The sequence below is a fragment of the Saccharothrix carnea genome, from assembly GCF_003014735.1.
GTDB classification, from domain to species: domain Bacteria; phylum Actinomycetota; class Actinomycetes; order Mycobacteriales; family Pseudonocardiaceae; genus Actinosynnema; species Actinosynnema carneum.
Map to the genome: position 1 here is coordinate 67,490 of NZ_PYAX01000015.1, position 18,333 is coordinate 85,822.

The following is an 18,333-nucleotide window of genomic DNA, read 5'->3' on the forward strand; positions in this document are numbered from 1 at the left end:
CGGTCAGTCGTCGATCGCCTCGTAGACGGCGGGCCAGAAGTCGTGCCAGATCGGCAACCTCTGGTCACCCGTGTGTCCCCGCTGCATGAAGAACACCGCCGCCAGGTCCCGGGCGGGATCGTTGTACCAGGCGGTGCCGTAGAAGCCGGACCACCCGTAGCTGCCGGCCGACAGGCCCAACCCGCTGGGGGCGGTCAGGACGGACATCCCGAAACCCCAACCCATCCCGCTGAAGAACCCCGGCCAGAACCCAGAGACCGCCTTCTGCTCCGAGGTCAGCTGGTCGCTCGTCATCAGCGCGACCGACGACGGGGAAAGCACCTGCCGGCCGTCGTGGGAACCACCGGCCAGCAGGGCCGAGGCGAAGGCGAAGTAGTCCTGGGCGGTCGAGACCAGTCCGCCGCCACCTGATTCGAACTTCGGCGGTCGGCTCCACCGCCCGTCCGGGCCGTCGTCCACGACCGGCTCGCCGGTGGCGGCGTTGTCGCGTTGGTACGCCGTCGCGAACCGGGCGATGTCCGCGCCGGGCACGCTGAAGGCGGTGTCCTTCATCCCGAGCGGGTCGCAGAGCCGTTCGCGGAAGGCGTCCCCGAAGGACATGCCGGTGGCCCTGGCGATGAGCACGCCGACCACGTTGGAGGCGGTGTCGTACATCCAGCGCTCGCCCGGCTGGTAGGCGAGCGGGAGCGAGCCCATCCCGCGCATGAACGCGTCCGGCGACGAGTAGTCGAGTGCGTTCACCGCGTCGACGATCGGGACCCTTCCCGGCTTGGTCGGGAACATCCCGGTGCCGCAGGTGTACGCCAGCAGATCCCGCAGCGTGATCGGGCGTTCCGCCGGGACCGTGTCGTCCAGCGGCCCGTGGAGATCGGCGAGCACGGTCATGTCCGCCAGCTCCGGGAGGAGGTCGTCGACCGGGTCGTCGAGGCGCAGGGTGCCGTCGTCGACGAGGGTCATCGCGCACGCGGCGACGAGCGGCTTCGTCATCGACGCCGTGCGGCAGATCGTGTCGGCCGCCATCGGCGTCCCCGAGCCCGCGCCCTCGAAGGCGAGGGTGCCCGCCGCTTCCACGTGCACCTCGCCGTGGCGGCCGAGAACCGCTACCGCGCCGGGCACGAAGCCGGACTCGACGTGGCGCTCCAGCAGCTCCCGCACCCGAGCCGGCCCTTTCGACGAGAAGCCACCAGTGGCCATCAGCCTCGACCTCATCCCGTCCGCACGCCGCCTGTCGCGCGACGACCGTAGCCTTCCGCGACAACGCCGGGGAGGGGACTTCGGCCCGGCACTACGGCTTCGGCCGCCCGGGGCGGAGCACATCCGCAGAGTTGCGCAAGAAAAACCTTGCGGATAAACGAAATCACTTCCTTGAAGGTGCTCGCACCCCCGTGCTTGGATGCCCAGGGGCGCCTGGCCAGCCGGTTGAGGATCGTCGACGAACCGCACCACCGAAGGACTCGCGGGAGCGCCATGACGACCGGAACACCGCCCGCGCCGGCCGGGTTGCGCGCCACGTGGGCGAACTGGGTGGACGAGGCGGTGCGGCCGCGGTTGCGGATCGCGCGGTTGCTGCCGTCCGGCGGCGTGGGCCTGGTCGTGTTCCTGACCGTGCTCAACCTCGTGCTCGGCCTGTTGCCGGTGGCCTTCGTGCTCGCGACGAGCGTGCTGATCGGCGAGGTGCCCGCCGCGGTGGGCGGTGGGGTCGGCAGCGCGGCCTGGGACCGGCTCACGTCGATCTTCCTGCTCGCCGCCGCCGCGTTCCTGCTCACGCAGGTCCTCACCCCCGTGGGCAACGCCCTGGGCCAGCAGTTGCGTCGACGGGTGGACAGCGCGCTGCGGGACGACGCGATGGCGTTGATGCTGCGGCCGGTCGGTATCGGGCCGTTGGAGGACCAGCGCACGCTGGACGAGCTGAACGAAGCCGTGCGCGCCTTCGAGCGCGACTGGGGCACACCGGGGCAGGCGTGCTTCGGCTTGGTGGCGCTGGTCGCCCGCTACACCCGCCTGGTGGCCCTGGTGGTGGCGATCGGGCTGGCGATCGGGTGGCCCGCGGCGCTCGGGGTCGGTGCGGCGGTGTCGGCGTTCCGCTACGGCCAGCGCGGTGGGCTGCGCAAGTACTCGCGGGTGGGGCGCGACCTCATCGGCCGGATGCGCGAGATCGGCTACCTGCACGAGCTCACGATGACCGACGTGGCGGCGAAGGAGATCCGGGTCTTCGGCCTCACCGGCTGGCTCGCGGATCGCTACGCGGCCGTGTGGGAGACCGTGCGCAACACCTTCGAACGGGCGCGCCGCCGCGTCTACCTGACCCCGTACCTGCTGCTGACGTCGCTGGGCCTGCTGCTGGCGGGTGGCGCGATGGTGTACGCCGCCCAGCTCGCCGCGACCGGGCGGGTCAGCCTGACCGCGTTGGCGCTCGGGGTGCAGGCGGTCGTGCTGGCGATCTCGCTGGGCGGCTACTACCCCGAGTCGGACACCAGCACCCAGTACGCGATGCAGTCGCTGACGGCCCTGCAACGGTTGCGCGACCGGCTGGACGAGCTGGACGAGGGCCTGCGCCCGCGAGGTCGGGCCGAGGTTCCCCCGGGCACGCCGGCCGCGTCGCTCACGTTCGACCGCGTCGGCTTCCACTACCCCGGTTCGGACCGCACCGTGCTCGACGGCATCGAGCTGGACCTGCCCGCCGGGCGGTGCACGGCCGTGGTCGGCGTCAACGGCGCGGGCAAGACCACGCTGGTGAAGCTGCTCTCGCGGCTGTACGAGCCGACGTCGGGTGCGGTGCGCGCGGACGGCGTGGACATCGCGGAGTTCGACCCGGTGCTCTGGCGGCGTCAGGTCGGCGTGATCTTCCAGGACTTCGTGCGCTACGAGTTGAGCGCGGCGGAGAACATCGCGCTGGGCGCGGCGCACGCGCCGGTCGACCGGGCGGTGGTGCTGCGCGCCGCCGAACGGGCCGGGATCGCCGAAGCGCTGCTCGCCCTGCCCAACGGCCTGGACACGCCGCTCTCGCGGGCCTACCCGGGCGGGACGGACCTGTCCGGCGGGCAGTGGCAGCGGATCGCCATCGCGCGGGCGCTCTACGCGCTGGAGGCGGGGGCAACGGTCCTGGTGCTGGACGAGCCCACCTCGGCGCTGGACGTCCGCGCCGAGGTGGCGTTCTTCGACCGGTTCGTGGAGCTGACTCGCGGGGTGACCTCGCTGCTGATCTCGCACCGGTTCTCCAGCGTCCGGCGGGCCGACCACATCGTGGTGGTGGACGGCGGGCAGGTGGTCGAGCGCGGCTCGCACGACGAGCTGATCGCGGCGGGCGGCCACTACGCGCGCCTGTTCACCTTGCAGGCGAGGCGTTTCGCGCACGGCCTGGACGACGACACCGCGGACGACTCGCTGGACGGTGACACGGCCACCGGGTATCCGGCGGGCGACGGCGCGGCGGCGGACGCCGTGGTGGAGGGGGTCAGCCGGTGATCGAGGTCGTCCGCGGTGGCTGGGAGCTGTTCGTCATCGCCTGGCAGGAGAGCCGGTACCGCCTGGTGCTGGCCGTCGTGCTCATGATCGCCCAGGCGTCGGCGATGCCGCTGGCCGCGCCCGCCCTGGCCGCGCTCACCGACTCGGCGCTGGCCGGCGACGTCCGGGGCGCGACCGTGGCGGCGGTGCTGGTCGTGGTCGCGGTGATCGCCGCGCTGACCGCCGGGCACTTCGCCCACATCTTCTACTTCGAACTCGGCGACCGCGCCGTGCCGCGCCTGGAGCGCGAGCTGATCGAGATGACCAACGGCTCGGCCGGGCTGGAGCACCACGAGCGGCCCGAGTACGCCGACAAGCTCCAAGTGCTGCGCCAGGAACTGCACCGGGCCGGGTGGGGTTCGATGGAGGGCCTGCTGAACAGCCTCGGCCTGCTGGTGGCGATCTCGATCACCGCGGTCCTGCTGGCCCGGCTCAACCCGCTGCTGTTGCTGCTGCCGCTGGCCGCCGTGCCGCCGCTGCTGCTCGGGCGGCGGGCCGAGTCGATCGTCAACGGCGCGCGCGAGCGCTCGGCACCGCCGTCCCGGCACGCCAAGCACCTCTTCGGGCTCGTGGCGAGCGCGGCGTCGGCCAAGGAGCTGCGCGTCAGCGGGCTGGAGTCGGAGCTGCGCGCGCGCCAGCGCCGGGCCTGGGACGACGCGTCGGAGGAGCTGTGGCGCGGTGAGCGCCGGGCCGTGGTGCTGCGCACCGGCGGTGAGCTGTTCTTCGCCGTGGCCTACGTGTTGGGCACGCTTCTGGTGCTGCGTGACGCGGTGGCCGGCCGCCGCGGCGTGGGCGACGTGCTGCTCGTGCTGACCTTGGCATCCCAGGTGAACCAGCAGGTCACCTCGTCCGTGGCCACGTTGCAGGAGATGCAGCGCACCGGGCGGGTCATGGGCAACCTGCGCTGGGTGCGCGCGCTGGTGGCGAGCCAGGCCCCTCCCCCGCCCGACCGGGACGTACCCCGACTCATCCGGGACGGCGTCGAGCTGCGCGGTGTGTCGTTCACCTACCCGGGCACCGACCGACCGGTGATCGCCGATGTCGACCTCGCCCTGCCCGCAGGCGGCACGGTCGCCTTCGTCGGTGAGAACGGCGCCGGGAAGACCACCCTGGTCAAGCTGCTGTGCCGGTTCTACCCGGTCACCACCGGCACGGTCACGTTGGACGGCACGGACTTCACCCGCTTCCCCGTGGACGAGTGGCGCGCCCGCATCGCCACCGGGTTCCAGGACTTCGCCCGGTTCGAGCTGCTCGCCCGCGAGAACGTCGGTGTCGGCGGGCTGGCCGAGATCGAGTCGGCCGACGCCGTGCACGACGCCCTGCGCCGCGCACGGGCCGAGGACGTCCTGGACCGCCTCGAGGACGGTATCGAGACCCAGCTCGGCAAGACCTACGCGGACGGGGTCGAGCTGTCCGGCGGGCAGTGGCAGAAGCTCGCGCTCGGCCGGGCCATGATGCGCCGCGATCCGTTGCTGCTCGTCCTCGACGAACCGACCTCGGCGCTCGACGCGCAGGCCGAGCACCGGTTGTTCGAGCGGTACGCGGCCGGTGCGCGCGAGGTCGGCCGGCGGACCGGTGCCATCACGTTGCTCGTCTCGCACCGGTTCTCCACCGTGCGCATGGCCGACCTCATCGTGGTGGTGGCGGGCGGACGCGTCCGGGAGCAGGGTTCGCACGACGAGCTCATGGCCGCGAACGGCCTGTACGCCGAGCTGTACACGATGCAAGCGGCGGCCTACGCGTGAGCGCCGGGTCGTTGCCGGACGTGTGGTCGACGGCCGACGTCGAGCGGTTGGCCGCCGAGCGGTCGGCGCCGGACGTGTGGGACTACATCGCGGGCGGCAGCGGCGAGGAGGTCACGCTCGCCGCGAACCGGGCCGCGTTGGACCGGGTCGCGGTCGTGCCGCGGACTCTGGTGGACGTCTCGGCCTGCGACACGGGCTGCGAGCTGTTCGGGGCCACGTCGACGCTGCCGCTGGCCGTGGCTCCGATGGCCTACCAGCGGCTGATCCACGACGGTGGCGAGCGTGCGGTCGCCGCCGCCGCGGCGGCGGCCGGTGTGCCGTACGTCGTGAGCACGCTCAGCTCCGACCCGATCGAGGACGTGGCCGCGGCGGGCGGCACGACGTGGTTCCAGCTGTACTGGCTGCGCGACCGCGAGGTGATGGTGAAGCTGCTGCGCCGTGCCGAGGAGGCGGGGTGTCGTGCGGTGGTGCTGACCGTCGACGTGCCGGTGCTCGGGCGGCGGCTGCGGGACCTGCGCAACGGGTTCGCGCTGCCGTCGTGGGTCAAGCCGGTGAACACGGACGGCGAGGTCGGCGAGCGGGTGCCCGGCGACTCGGTGATCGCCCGGCACACCAGCGCGGTGTTCGACCCGTCGTTGAGCTGGCGTGACCTGGAGTGGATCCGGGCGCACACGAGCCTGCCGCTGGTGGTCAAGGGGGTCCTCGACGCGGGTGACGCGGCGCGGGCCGTCGACCTCGGGGTGCGGGGTGTGGTGGTGTCCAACCACGGCGGGCGGCAGTTGGACGGTGCGGTGCCGAGTGCGGTCGCACTGCCGGAGGTCGTCGCCGCGGTGGCCGGGCGGTGCCCGGTGCTGCTGGACAGCGGGGTTCGCAGCGGGGTGGACGTCCTGCGGGCGTTGGCGCTCGGGGCCACGGCGGTCCTGGTCGGCAGGCCCGTGCTGTGGGGGCTCGCGGCGGGCGGTGAGCGGGGTGTGACAGCCGTGCTGGACGTGCTGCGGCACGAGTTCGAGACGGCGCTGCGCCTGGCGGGCTGCCCGGACCTGGCCTCGGCCCGCCGGCTGACCGTCGCCGAGAGCCCTGGTGCCAGGACTTAGAGAGCCGGCGACCGGGGCGGCTCAGCCCTGGTTGGCGGCCAGGTTGCTCCGGATGCGGTGATCAGCCGTCTGGCGACATCGGCGCCCCGGTCCCATCGTGTCACCGGCCGCTTTCGTCGCGGTTCACCGAAGCCGGCCGGGGCGAGCACCACCGCCGCGCGAAGGTCAGCTCGTCGTGCCGCGGTGGCGTTGGTAGTGGCGGGCGGAGCGGGCGCGGTTGCCGCAGCCCGCCGAGCACCACTCCCGGCGGGGGTGGTGCTTGACGAAGTACAGGACGCATCCCGGTCCGAGGCAGGCGCGCAACTGGTGGCGGGTGTCCTGGCTGAACAGTGCGATGGCGTCCTCGGCGATGGCGGAGACGGTCGCCGCGATGGCCCGTCCGCTGGTGCGGGTGTGCCGTGCGGGCTGCCGGCCGGGCGTCCAGGACAGCGCGGACCAGCGAGGCGTGTCGCCCGCGGCCTCGTTCAGCACGGTCACGGCCGCTTCGAGTGCGCTCGGGTCGGAGGCCGCGGTCGGGCGTGGGTCCTCGGTGACCTCGGCGGCCAGTCGGCGCAGCGCGTCCCGCACACCGATCAGGCGGTCGAGGTCGGACGCGGTCAGCTCGTCCAGGTCGTTCGGGGTCAGCAGGTCCGTTCTGGGGCAGAGCGCGCGCAGCCAGGCTCGGACGCCGTCGCGGTCGCGCAGCGCGTCGTGCACGCCGTCCCGATCGGCCCAGACGGTGTTCATCAGCTCGACCGGCAGCGGCTCGCCGAGCAGTGGCGCGTCCGTGTCCACGTCGTCGAGGTTACCGCACTTCTAACGGTTGCAGCGGCCTCCATCCGTTGACAACGGCCGTGGCGACATGCCAGGCTGGTTCTAACGGTTACTGGCACATCCAAGCGTCAGAACATTGACCGAAGGGAGTGCGGCCCGCATGACCGACCTGGCACGCACCGAGGCTGCGGGCTTCCACGAGGGCGAGTTGGCCGTGCAGCGCCGCGCGGGGGTCTCCAGGGACGCCGCCCGGCTCTCGGCGATGGCCGCACCCGCCGGGCTGGGCGTCGGGGCGGCGCGGTTCCTCGCGGACCGGACGTTCGCGGCGATCACCGCCCGCGACGCCCGGGGCACGCTGTGGCTCTCCCCTCTCACCGGTCCGCCGGGATTCCTCCACGTCGACTCCCCCACCGCCCTCACGGCACGGACGTCACCGGCCGAAGGGGACCCGCTCCGCGGCCTGCCGACGGACCAGCCGGTGGGGATGATCGCGGTCGAGTTCGCCGCACGCAGGCGTCTGCGGGGCAACGGCACCGTGACCGACGCCGGGGACGACGGGCTGCGCGTCGACGTGGCGCAGGCGTTCGGCAACTGCCCCCAGTACATCCAGGTCCGACACCTCGGGGCCGCACCCGACACGACCCGGAACCCCGCGCCGGTCCGACGCGGGGAAAGCCTGACACCGGACGACGTAGAGCTGATCCGCCGCTCCGACACCTTGCTGGTCGGCACCACCCACCCGACCCGCGGCAACGACGCCTCGCACCGCGGCGGGGCGCCCGGTTTCGTCCGCGTCGAGGACGGGTCGCTGTGGTGGCCCGACTACTCGGGCAACAACATGTTCACCACTCTCGGCAACATCCACGCCGACCCGGATGCCGCCCTGCTCTTCTTCGACTTCACCACCGGCCGCACGCTGCACCTGTCCGGCCGGGCCGAGGTGGAGTGGACCAGCCCGGGAGCAACCGGCGACGACGACCGCACCGGCCGCCGCGTCCGCTTCACCCCTCGGCACGTGGTCGCCGGCCGGCTGCTGCCGCTGCGGGCCGACTCCGTGACCCCCGCCCACGACAACCCGCCGCTCACGGCGCCGTGAAGGAGAGCCCGGCCATGACCGACGCCCGACCGCCGTTCCCGCCGTTCGACCTCGACGGCGCCCTGGCCAAGGTCCAGGCCGCCGAGGACGCCTGGAACACCCGGGACCCGCACCGGGTCGCCCTCGCCTACACGCCGGACTCGGTCTGGCGCAACCGCGACGTCTTCCTCACCGGCCGCGACGAGATCGTCGAGTTCCTCACCGACAAGTGGGCACGCGAGCTGGACTACGTGCTGCGCAAGAGCCTGTGGGCCTTCCACGGCAACCGCATCGCCGTCCGCTTCCAGTACGAGTGGCACGACGCGGAAGGCCGGTGGTTCCGCTCCTACGGCAACGAGCTGTGGGAGTTCGCCGACAACGGCCTGATGAGCCGCCGCGAAGCGAGCATCAACGACGTGCGCATCGACGCAGCCGACCGCCGCTACAGCGGTCCCCGCCCGCAGGACGAGCGAGGACCGGGGCACGACATCCCGCCGGCCTGAGCCACGTGTTCACCACCTCGCGCAGGCGGTCGCGAACACGGCTTGCCAGGCCCGCGGCGACGAGTAGGCGGGCCGGCCGAACCCGGAGCCCTCAGTGGCCGGTGTGGATGTGGGAGGCCCAGAGGACGGGTTTGTGGGGATAGCTGTCGCGGTGGTGGCGGACGGCGTGGTGGAGGGCGATCGCGGCGCGGTCGGACTGCGGTGGGGTGGTGCCGCGGTCGGTGAGGTGCAGGTAGGTGTGGTGGGCGATGGCGGTGGCGGTGGTGTCGTCGACGGGCCAGAGGGTGCCGATCACGGCGCGGTAGCCGGCGAGGTGGAAGGCCGCGGTCAGGTGGGTCGCCTCGTCGGCGTGCCGCGGGTTGGTGTCCGTGGTGCTGCACGCGGACAGGTAGGCGAGCCGGGCGTTGCCGAGGTTCAGGGCGGTGATGTCGGCGACGGTCAGCGGTGCGGTGACGTGGTCGTGCAGGATCAGCCTGCTCGCCGCGGGGTCGACCCAGTCGGCCACGCCGTGGCAGGCGAAGTGCGCGACCGGGTGGTGGGGTAACGCGGCGAGGACGGCGTCACGGGTGCTCGGCGTCGGCATCACCGCGGCGGTGGGGACGAGGTCGCGGAGCCGCTCGACCTCCTCGACGACGCCGGGGAGCCGCGAGGTGTCGGGAGCGTCGGGGACGGCGACGACCAACGTGCTGTCCGCCTCGCGGAGTGGCGATTTCGCGGCGTTGTGCAGGAGTGACCGCGCGGTCGGGGTGTACGAGGAGACGACACGGTCGAGGACGGTCCGGTGAGGACTGTCGTCGGTGGACCGGTCGACGTGGTGACCTGCGGCGTGGAGGGGCAGGAAGGTGGCGATCCCGACCGGGCACCAGTGCACGCGCGGCCAGTCCGGGTCGTCGTGGGGTGTCATGCGGTGACCGAGGTGGTCGAGCACGGGTCCGGTGATCGCGTCCCACATCCACGCCAGCGTGACGGGCAGGCGGCGGACGGCCTCGACCCGCGTTCGGGCCGGCACCAGGGGGTTCGTCGCGGTTCGGACGAGGTCGATGTGGTGGTAGGCGTCGGCCTTGGTCAGGGTGGGCAGGGGTAACGCGCGGACCGGCTGCCGGGCGTCGTCGGTGAGCACGACGGCGTGGCACGCGTGGGAGTGGATGACGAGGTAGACGACCGGGCCACCGGCCGCGGCGTGCCGCAACCGGTCGATACCCGGTGGGAGCAGGAACTCGGACAGCGCGGGAACGGCGCGGATCCCGGCGAGCAGCCGGTCCCAGTCCGCCAGGACCTGTTCGCGCGCGTGACCGGGAGCCGGGGTGTCGGATTCGGCGGTGGCGTGGTCCAGCACGTCGAGCGTGTCACGCAACGCGCCGAACTCCGCCGCCAGCGCCGGTGCGTGGTGGCGGAGGGTGCCGAGGTCGCCGCGGGTGTCGAGCGTGTCGGTGATCAGCAGTCCGCGGGTCTGCTCCAGCAACTCGACCGCCCGGTCGGCCTTCCCGGCCGCCAAGGCCGCGGCGGCGACCGTGGCGGGCAGCCCGGCGAGGTCGGCGATGCGGTGCTGTCGATCCGGCCGGCGCAGGCGCCGCGGCGCCACCAGGCCGAGCAGTTCGACAGCCCGTTCCGCCATCGTGAACGCGTGGGCGACGTCGCCGGCGGTCAGGTCGGCCTCGGCCGCCCGCTGAGCCGCGTCGACCCGCAGGTGGACCGGCCCCGCCTCCACCGCCCAGGCGTCGGTGAAGCACTGGCGTGCCCGGTCCAGCACGCGACGATCGGCCGTCCGCTCGAACAGCTCCAGCACCACGCTGCCCAAGTTGGACAGGCGCCCGCACCGGCTGGGGTGCGCAGCGGGGGTGACGGCCACGGACCGTTCGCCGAGCCGGATGGCTTCGTCGAGGTCGCCGAAGAGCTTGGTCATGCGGAACCGCGTCGACAGCGCGATGGACAGGTTCAGCAAGTGCATGCCGTGGCGGACGTGGTCGCCGGGAGTCGTGTCCGCGGCCAGCCGGAAGTGCTCGACGGCCTCGTCGAGGAACCTCAGGTCGCCTGTCTGCCTGAACTTCGTCATCACCACGTCGGCGACGTTCAACAGGTGGGTGTCGCGATCGACGTGCTCCACGGGGATGGCGGCCACGCCTCGGCGTCCGAGGTCGACCGCCTCGTCCAGCGCCGCCGGGTCACCGGTCCGCTCGAACTTGGAGCCGAGGGCCACCCCGAGGGCGCAGAGGTGGTCCCCGCGCCGGGGGTGATCGGCCGGGGCCGCTTCCAGCGCCGCGCGCAGGTGACGGATGGCTTCGTCGAGCAGGAGCAACTCGTCGGTCCGGTGGAACCGGATCTGGAGGAGCCCGCCGAGGTTGCTCAGGAACAGGGGGCGAAGGGGGTGGCCACCCGCTGTCACCTCCACGGCTTGGCGGAGGTGGTGGATGGCCTCGTCCAGCAGCGGCGCTTCCCCCGTCTGCTCGAACTCCACCCGGAGGATCTCGCCGAGGTTGGAGTGGAAGAGGCCTCGCTGCGGGTGGTCGGCGGGAACGGCTTCGACGGCCCGGCGTTCGACCTCGATCGCCTCGGCCAACGCGGCGTGGTCCCCGGTCCGCTCGAACCTGGCGCGGAGCGCCCCGCCCAGGCTGGACAGGTGCCTGCCGCGGACCGAAGGGGCGGCGTCGGTCGACGCCACCGCTCGACGACCGACGTCGACGGCCTCGTCGAGCACGGACAGCTCACCCGTCATCGTGAACTCGGCCCGCAGCACGATGCCGAGGTTGGCCAGTGGCACGGCGCGCTCGGCGTCATCGAGGGAACGGGCATCCACCGCCTGCCGGCAGACGTCGACCGCCTCCTCCAGGACCTCCCGCTTTCCCGTGTGGTCGTAGTACGCCCGGAGCACGTCACCGAGACCGGTGAGGCAGCCGGCGCGGAACGGGTCGTCGGCGGGAGAGTCCCGCACAGCTCGCCGGCAGACTTCGACGGCCTCCTCCAAGACCTCCCGCTCCCCGGTCTGCTCGAACCTGCTCTGCAGTGCGCCGCCCAGCGCTCCCAGGAACACACCTCGGTAAGGGTTTTCTGGCGGAGTCGCACTGACGGCTCGTCGGTGGAGGCGGATGGACTCGTCGGCATCGGCCAACTCGCCCGTCCGCTCGAACCGGAGCCGCAGCACGTCGCCGAGTTGGGCCAGGTAGATGCCGTCGACAGCAGCCCCGGCCGGAGTGGCTGCCGCGGCCTCCCGGCAGGCGACGACGGCCTCGTCGAGCAAGGCGAGGTCATCGCTGTGCTCGAACCAGGTCCGGAGGGCGGTGCCCAGGCTGAACAGGTGGAAACCGCGGTCGGGGTGGTCGTCGGAGGCGAGCACGACCCGCCGGAACAGCACGACGGCTCGACCCAGTGCCTCGGGCTCCCCGGTCCGGCGGTGGTCGACGAGCCCTTCGAACGCACGGCGGAGCAGGTCGGGGAGAACCGGCCGGTCGAGGTGCCGGACCAGCTCGATCGGCAGGAGTCCGGGTGCCCTCTCCAGGAAGGGGTGCAGGAAACCGGCGGCGTACCGGAAGTCGACGTCACCGGCTCCGGCGGGCAGGGCCTCGTAGCGCATCCAGTGCCACCAACCCAGCACGTGGTCGGCGCGCGGGTCGCCGTCGCGGAGCGCGGTGAGCGCCACGACCTTCGCCAGGTGGCCGACCCGGTCCTGCAACACCTGACCCGGGTCGTCGCGCGGGATGCCGTTGAGGGCGGCGCGGAGCTCCTCCAGAGCCGCATCTCCGCTGTTGCCTGCTGTCGGGGTGTGGGCCACCCGCACCACCTTCCGGTCGGAGGCGAACGTTTCAGCTGTGCCGCGTCGTCCACAGCCAGCCGCGGCCGGCGAACGCCTTGACCACGACGTCCACCGGTTCGAAGTCGTCCGGGTCCAGTCCCGGCGTGCCCTCACCGACGACGTACTCGTGCAGGCGGTCCGACAGCACCACGGCCAGGTCCGTCTCCGGCGAACCGGCGATGGCCGCCCGCAGCGGCGCGCTGTCGAGCAGTCGGCCGATGGTGAGCGCGACCTTGCCGCCGAACCCGAGGGCCGCGAGCCCGACCGGGCCGACGTCGGCCGCCATCCGCAGCCGGACGCGGTCGCGGTGGACGGCGTTGTCCTCCGCCACCCGCCTCGCCATCCCGTTGAGCAGGGACGGCAACGCCCGCTGCACGTCGACGTGGTCGGGCAGGAACACCAGCAGCCCGTCGCCCGTCCCCTGGTGGTCCGCGTCGGCGAAGTCGAGGCCCAGGTCGGCGACCACGTCCCTGACCACCTCGGCGACCCGTCCCTGGATCCGCTCCTCGTCCGGGGTCGTCCGGCCGCTGTAGTCGACCACGTCGACCATGAACCCCATCCGGAAGCGCCTGCCCACCGGCTGCGGCACCGGGCGGGGCGGCACGGGTTCGGGCGCGATCGCCCGGATCTCCCGAGCCAGGTTCCGGCTGCGGTCGAGCTGGGTGAGCGCGTCGCCGAGCTGGGCGTGGAACCAGTCGGCCAGCGCGGTGTCGGCACTGAGCTGCCGGGGCAGCAGGGACGCCATGTTGTCCCGCACCACGGCCACCGACCGACGCATCCGCTCCACCCGGTCGGCGGCGACGACGAGCCCCGCCTCGTCGCCGCGCAGCTCGTCCGCCACGTCCGCCCGCGTCAGGTCCGCCTGCAGCTCGTCCACCCGGGTGTCCACCTGGGCGCGCAGGTGGGCCAGCCAGTCCTCGTCCCGCTGCCAGACGCGGATGTGGTGCCGGAGCTTGGCCGCGTTGGCCAGGTAGCGCGCGAGTGGCGGCATCTCCGTGCCACCCCGGCTCCACGTCCACGCGCTCAGGCGGGCGTCCTCGCCGACCGGTGCCGTGATCACGATGTCGCGGTCGGCCCCGGTCGAGGGGTCGGACTCCCACAGCCGGAGGTCGTCGTCCAACGTCTGGCGCGCGTCCCACCGGATCCCGCCGCGCAATCGGCCGGGCAGGGGTTCGGGGGTCGACTCGCCGGGCTGCTGGGCCTGGTAGATCCGGACCGTGCCGAGCAGGTCTCCGACGTCATCGCCCTGGACCTCGGACCACCACCGGTCGAACTCGATCCAGCCGGGTGGCACGAAGGACGCGAGGCCCGTCCGCGCCGGCGCGGCGAACAGCACCGACAGGTTCAGCAGGTCGTGGTGGCGGCGCAGCACGAGCTGGAGGTCGACGGCCTCGTTCTGCGCCGCGGCCAGTGCGCCGTCCAGACCTGTCGGGACGGAGGCGGGCGGCTCGGCGGGCAGGCCGGTGCCGCCGATCGGGTCGGTCACGCCCAACAGCTCGCGGCAGCGCAGCCAGATCGCCCGCACCTGCTCCCCCGCCCGCCGGGCGTGTCGACCGCCCAACGGGGCGAACACGTGGACGACCAGGTCCTGCTCACCCGGCGTCGGGTCGTTCATCGTCGCCCTCCACGTTCTCGTTCGCCCGCAGGCTGTCCAGCGTCTCGCTGCGCCGTTCCAGCACGAACGGGGGTGGCGGCACGACGGGTTCCTCGCCGATCCGCGTCGCGCGCACCGGCGCGACCACCGCGAGGTCCTCGGTCGCATCGTGGACCGCGTCCGAGGCACCCGAGCGGACGGCCTCGGTGAGGTCGGCGACCAGCTCGGCGACCTCCCGCCAGCCCTGCCCGGTCATCTCCCAGCCCAGCAAGTCGTCGAGCACCGCTCTGGCGTGGTCGACGACCTCCTCTTCCAGCACCGTTCCTCCTCGTCGGGTTCCGAGCGGGTCAACCACGCGCGACCGTCCTGCTCACGCAGGTGAACCCGGCCCACCGCACCGGGGCCGGTCGGCTCCGGAACGAGCGCAGGTGGGCCAGCTGGGCGTGCCGCAACGCCACTGCGGGGTGCTCACCCCGCCGGATCCCGCCCGCGATGTCCGGGCACACGGTGCTCGCCGCGGCGCTGTTCACCGCGATGATCCCGCCGATCACGGAGTCCGCGCCGCCCAGCAGGCAGCTGACCGGCAAGCCCAGCGGGTCCTGTCCCGTGTCGACGCGCACGTCCCCGACGAAGCAGGCCGCGAACACCACCCACGGCGGCCAGGGCAGCGTCAAGGCCGTTGCCGCCGACAACGCCCCGCCGTCGTGGAAGACCATCCGCTGCGTCAGGCCCCGACCGTCACCGTGGGCGGCGACGTAGGCGCCCGCGAAGCGACCCGATCGCAGCGCGCCGAGCATCGCGTCCCGGGACGCGACCGGGTGGTGGCCGAGTTCGGCCACCACGCGCGCCTCCTCGGCGGTGCCCACCGACGGGTCGACGTAGGCGAGCACCGGCCCGTCGTCCGCCGGCGCCGGGTCCGGGGTCAGGACCGCCAGCGCGGGCACGATCTGCACCACCGCCGCCTCCACGAGCAGCTGCTGCCCGTCGACCGGCAGCGCCGCCCACGGGAACGCCGACAGCTCCGCGCTCGGCACGACCACCAGCGTGGGCGCCTCGTCCGCGCTCGCGAGAGCTCGTCGCAGCCCGTCAGGCAGCAGCTCCGCGCCCAGGGCCGCCCACCGGCGCGCCTCGACGTCGTGCGACTGGCGGCGGGACAGCACCGCGTGCCGGGCCGCCGGCTCGTCCGCCCGGAGCACGGCGAGGAGGTCCGGATCCCTGACGGTGACCGGTCGCACCACCGCGTCGCCCTGCGGCGGCAGGTGGACGACGTGGCCGTGCGCGCCACGGGAACCGATCTCGGTGAAGTGGTAGGCGAGGCAGTGCGCGTTGCCGAGAACCTCCCGCAACGGCTGCACCCTCACCGGCTCCGGCAGGTACACCGACGCGAACTCCGCCGACAGCGTCCTCGCGAGACCGTCGTGCAGGCGGACCAGCTCCTGCTCGGACTCCGGGCCGCCGACAGCCTCGACCTCCTCTATGCGCGAGCGGAATCCCTCCACCTCCGGGCCGAAGTCCGAGATCCGGTCACGCAGCGTCCGGGCCAGGGCGTTGCGGCGCAACGACTCGACCAGCTCGAACGCGACCATCCCCGCGGCCGGTTCCACGGGCAGCAGCCGGGTGAGCGCGTCGAGGGCCAGCCGGTAGGTCTCGGTGTGCCGGTGCACCAGCCGGGTGCGGTACCGCCCCGTCGCCAGTTGCCCCCTGGCTTCCTCCAAGGCGTGGACGCCCGCCGTCAGCTCGGGCAGGCCGTGTCGCGGGTTCGAGCGGTTGCGGACGACACCCAGCAGGATGCTCGTGACCGCGCGGTCGACCGCGAGCGCCGGACCGCCGAAGTCCTCCAGCGCCTTGCGCAGGTGCGCGGACGCGGTGCCGTTGCGGCCGTGGTCCGCGTGCAACCGCCCGAGCAGCAGCCGTGCACGCGCCAGCGCCTCCCGGACCCGTTCGCGTCGCACGGGACCCATCCCGGGAAACGCATCGTCCTCGAACGACAACACCTGGGACAGCCTCGACTCCAGGTCGGCGAGGGGAAGCCGGTCCGCGTACCGCGCGACGACCGCCACCTCGGCTTCGACGAGCATGTAGACGTTGCCGCTGCGCAGCAGCCCGCCCGTCGCCCGCCCCAGGGCGAGCAGCGCCTCGTCCGGGTCGGTCGCGGACGCGCGCACCTGCGCGAGGGCGGCGAGGACCTGCGGGTCCCGGCGCTGACGCCGGGACGTCACGGCGTGGTCGAGCAGCCGGGCCGCGCGCTCGTCGTCGCCGGCGGCGAGGAAGACCCGACCGGCGATACCGTCCACGAGCGGTCGCACCCGCTCCACGTCCGTGAACGCGAGCGCGTCCTCCGCACACCGGACCGCTTCCTGCACGGCGCCGCGGTCCAGGTGGACGTGGGCCGTCGCGGCGTGCGCGGCGGCTCTCACCGCAGGCGACCGCGAGCCGTCCCCGGCGAGCTCGCCCCACAACCGCAACGCCTCGGCGGCACGTCCGTCCTCGTGCGTCCGGCGGGCCGCGTTCCACGTCCGGCGGGCGCCGATCCCCGCCGCGAGCGGTAGCCGCGGTGCGACGTCATCGGACCCGATCATGCGGGCGGTGGCCGCGGGGAACACCGCACGGGCCAGGAGACCGACCACGATCCCCCACCCGAGCAGGGGCAGTGCCGACACGCCGAAGACCACCGGACCGGCGGCGAACAGCAGCACCGTGCCGGTGATCGGCGGTCGCGTCCGGACGGACCGCCGGGTGAGCGACCACGCCGGTAGCGCCGCGAGCAGCGCGGACACGACCTCCGGGAGCCCTCGACCGGACGTGGTCAGCCCGGTGAGCAAGGCCCCTCCGCCGGCCACGACGACGGCACCGACCCGGGACGACCACAGCACCGCGGACTCGGTGAGGCCGAGCCTGAGCAGCCGCGCCTCGAAGTTGGGCCCTGTCGGCACGCCCCAGTCCCACCACAGCAACCCCCTGGCGAGCCGCACCGTGCACCGACCGAGGCTGCGTGCGTCGGCCAGTGCCCAGGTGACGGCCCACAGCTCGATGATCGGGTCGCTGAAGTCGAGCGAGTCACCCGGCGACAGCAGCGACCGGCGCAACCGGCGTTCCACGACGCGGGGTGGCGGCAGGTGGAGGAACGCCCGCCGGCCCCTCCTCACCAGCACCAGCCCGCGCCGCCACGACCGTCCCGCCACGAGCAGCACCACCACGGTCACCACGACGCGCAGCAGCACAGCCACCGCGGCGACCGGCGATACGAACCACACGGCAACGGCGACCACCGGTGCGATCCACTGCCGAGCCACCGGTCTCGCCACGACCAGCAGTACCGCCGCGGCCACGACCGCGAGCACCGGTGCGTCGGAGGCGGGCAACGAGGCCAGCGCCACGACCGTGCACAAAGGGCGCACCACGAACCACACGACCCGGACGCCGGCCGGCCAGGCTTGCCACTGCCTGCCGAAGGCCTCGCGCAACGTCCTCGGTTGCGTGGTCGTCCCGGTCATCGCGATCCCTCCGCCGGTCGGTGTCGGCTCACGTTGGCGAAGCGGGCCGCCGGCACGAGTCGACAGATCCTCGTCCGAGGCGGGGCGCCGGTATACGCAGAAGTGCGGTGCCTGCCCGGGTTTCACCCGTCGGGTATGTGGATCTCGGAGGCGGTCGACGGGGCACTCGCCGCCGTGGCGCGGCCGGACGAACCGGCGGGATCGGCTTGGCACTGGTCCGACGACACGTTCCGCGCGCACCTGCCCCGGCTGTCCGCGCTGTTCCTGTCCTGAACCTCAGCGGTGTGCGGGTACCGGATCGACGGCTTCGCGGGACAGCAGGGTGAAGCGGGTCCCGCCGAGGTCGGTGTCGAGCGGGCGGTCGAGTTCCAGGGTGGGCGGCTCGTCGGTGATCCGGTAGGTCGGGGACGAGGTCGTGGCGAGCGGTTGCCGGTCCTCCACCTCGTGCCGCGTCCGACCGTCGACCACCGACCACGTGCCGGACAGCAGCACCACCAGCCTCACCTCCAGCACCCCGGCCGCGGTCTCCCGCCACCGGAAGCGCTCGACGGTGAACGCCGTGCTCCAACTGCACCAGTACGTCCAGCCCGTGCCGTCCGCCTGGAACGCGAGCTCGGAGTACTCCGGGTCGTGCGGGTACAGCTCGCGGTCCGACCAGTGGCCCACCAGGTACTCGTCCGGCACGGGCGCGATTGTGCCACCGCTGCCCCATGGGTGGACGTCGCGCGGTTGCCGCGGTTCAGCCGACGACCTCGACGGGGCTCGGCCGGGCGAGTGGATCCGT

13 protein-coding genes are annotated in these 18,333 nt (G+C 73.2%); 6 read left to right on the top strand and 7 right to left on the bottom strand.

Going from position 1 to position 18,333, the window contains the following annotated elements; all coding sequences use genetic code 11:
• Positions 1–3: 3 nt before the first annotated feature.
• A complete protein-coding gene (locus tag B0I31_RS32775) occupies positions 4–1,194 on the bottom strand; it encodes a serine hydrolase domain-containing protein (protein WP_106619269.1) in 1,191 nt (396 codons plus the stop codon).
• 273 nt (positions 1,195–1,467) lie between these two features.
• Here B0I31_RS32775 and B0I31_RS32780 point away from each other — a divergent pair, with 273 nt between their 5' ends.
• From B0I31_RS32780 to B0I31_RS32790, 3 genes are read left to right on the top strand one after another with little or no spacing between them, the layout of a single operon-like run.
• On the top strand, positions 1,468–3,465 hold the full coding sequence (locus B0I31_RS32780) for an ABC transporter ATP-binding protein (RefSeq protein ID WP_106619270.1): 1,998 nt from the start codon (positions 1,468–1,470) through the stop codon (positions 3,463–3,465).
• Positions 3,462–5,249, top strand: a complete 1,788-nt coding sequence (locus B0I31_RS32785) for an ABC transporter ATP-binding protein (RefSeq protein ID WP_106619271.1) — start codon at positions 3,462–3,464, stop codon at positions 5,247–5,249. Before B0I31_RS32780 ends, B0I31_RS32785 begins: the two co-directional genes overlap by 4 nt.
• Positions 5,246–6,343, top strand: a complete 1,098-nt coding sequence (locus tag B0I31_RS32790) for an alpha-hydroxy acid oxidase (protein WP_106619272.1) — start codon at positions 5,246–5,248, stop codon at positions 6,341–6,343. The genes B0I31_RS32785 and B0I31_RS32790 overlap by 4 nt, the downstream gene beginning before the upstream one ends.
• 165 nt (positions 6,344–6,508) lie before the next feature.
• Here the strand turns inward: B0I31_RS32790 and B0I31_RS32795 are convergent, their stop codons facing one another.
• Positions 6,509–7,117 (bottom strand): CGNR zinc finger domain-containing protein, encoded by a 609-nt coding sequence (locus B0I31_RS32795; protein WP_219910905.1) that lies wholly within the window; start codon positions 7,115–7,117, stop codon positions 6,509–6,511.
• 139 nt (positions 7,118–7,256) lie between these two features.
• On the opposite strand from B0I31_RS32795, the gene B0I31_RS32800 reads away from it, so the two are divergent.
• Positions 7,257–8,192, top strand: a complete 936-nt coding sequence (locus B0I31_RS32800) for a pyridoxamine 5'-phosphate oxidase family protein (protein WP_106619273.1) — start codon at positions 7,257–7,259, stop codon at positions 8,190–8,192.
• A gap of 14 nt (positions 8,193–8,206) precedes the next feature.
• Positions 8,207–8,674, top strand: a complete 468-nt coding sequence (locus tag B0I31_RS32805; protein WP_106619274.1) for a nuclear transport factor 2 family protein — start codon at positions 8,207–8,209, stop codon at positions 8,672–8,674.
• 91 nt (positions 8,675–8,765) lie between these two features.
• Here the strand turns inward: B0I31_RS32805 and B0I31_RS32810 are convergent, their stop codons facing one another.
• The 4 genes from B0I31_RS32810 to B0I31_RS32825 are packed head-to-tail and all read right to left on the bottom strand — an operon-like array spanning position 8,766 to position 17,549.
• Complete coding sequence (locus B0I31_RS32810) at positions 8,766–12,440, bottom strand: CHAT domain-containing protein (RefSeq protein WP_146174041.1); 3,675 nt, start codon at positions 12,438–12,440, stop codon at positions 8,766–8,768.
• 31 nt (positions 12,441–12,471) lie between these two features.
• Positions 12,472–14,076: a CATRA conflict system CASPASE/TPR repeat-associated protein gene (locus B0I31_RS32815; RefSeq protein WP_106619276.1), complete on the bottom strand. Its 1,605-nt coding sequence runs from the start codon at positions 14,074–14,076 to the stop codon at positions 12,472–12,474.
• Complete coding sequence (locus B0I31_RS32820) at positions 14,054–14,374, bottom strand: CATRA system-associated protein (protein ID WP_106619277.1); 321 nt, start codon at positions 14,372–14,374, stop codon at positions 14,054–14,056. The genes B0I31_RS32815 and B0I31_RS32820 overlap by 23 nt, the downstream gene beginning before the upstream one ends.
• Positions 14,375–14,402: 28 nt before the next feature.
• The gene (locus B0I31_RS32825; RefSeq protein ID WP_106619278.1) at positions 14,403–17,549 is read right to left on the bottom strand and encodes a CHAT domain-containing protein; all 3,147 of its coding nucleotides are present in this window, start codon (positions 17,547–17,549) and stop codon (positions 14,403–14,405) included.
• Positions 17,550–17,684: 135 nt separating this feature from the next.
• Here B0I31_RS32825 and B0I31_RS40920 point away from each other — a divergent pair, with 135 nt between their 5' ends.
• The gene (locus B0I31_RS40920) at positions 17,685–17,822 is read left to right on the top strand and encodes a hypothetical protein (protein ID WP_181320633.1); all 138 of its coding nucleotides are present in this window, start codon (positions 17,685–17,687) and stop codon (positions 17,820–17,822) included.
• Between the two features lie 3 nt (positions 17,823–17,825).
• On the opposite strand, the gene B0I31_RS32830 is transcribed toward B0I31_RS40920, so the two are convergent.
• Positions 17,826–18,233, bottom strand: coding sequence for a hypothetical protein (locus B0I31_RS32830; RefSeq protein ID WP_106619279.1), 408 nt, complete (start codon positions 18,231–18,233; stop codon positions 17,826–17,828).
• Positions 18,234–18,333: the final 100 nt, after the last annotated feature.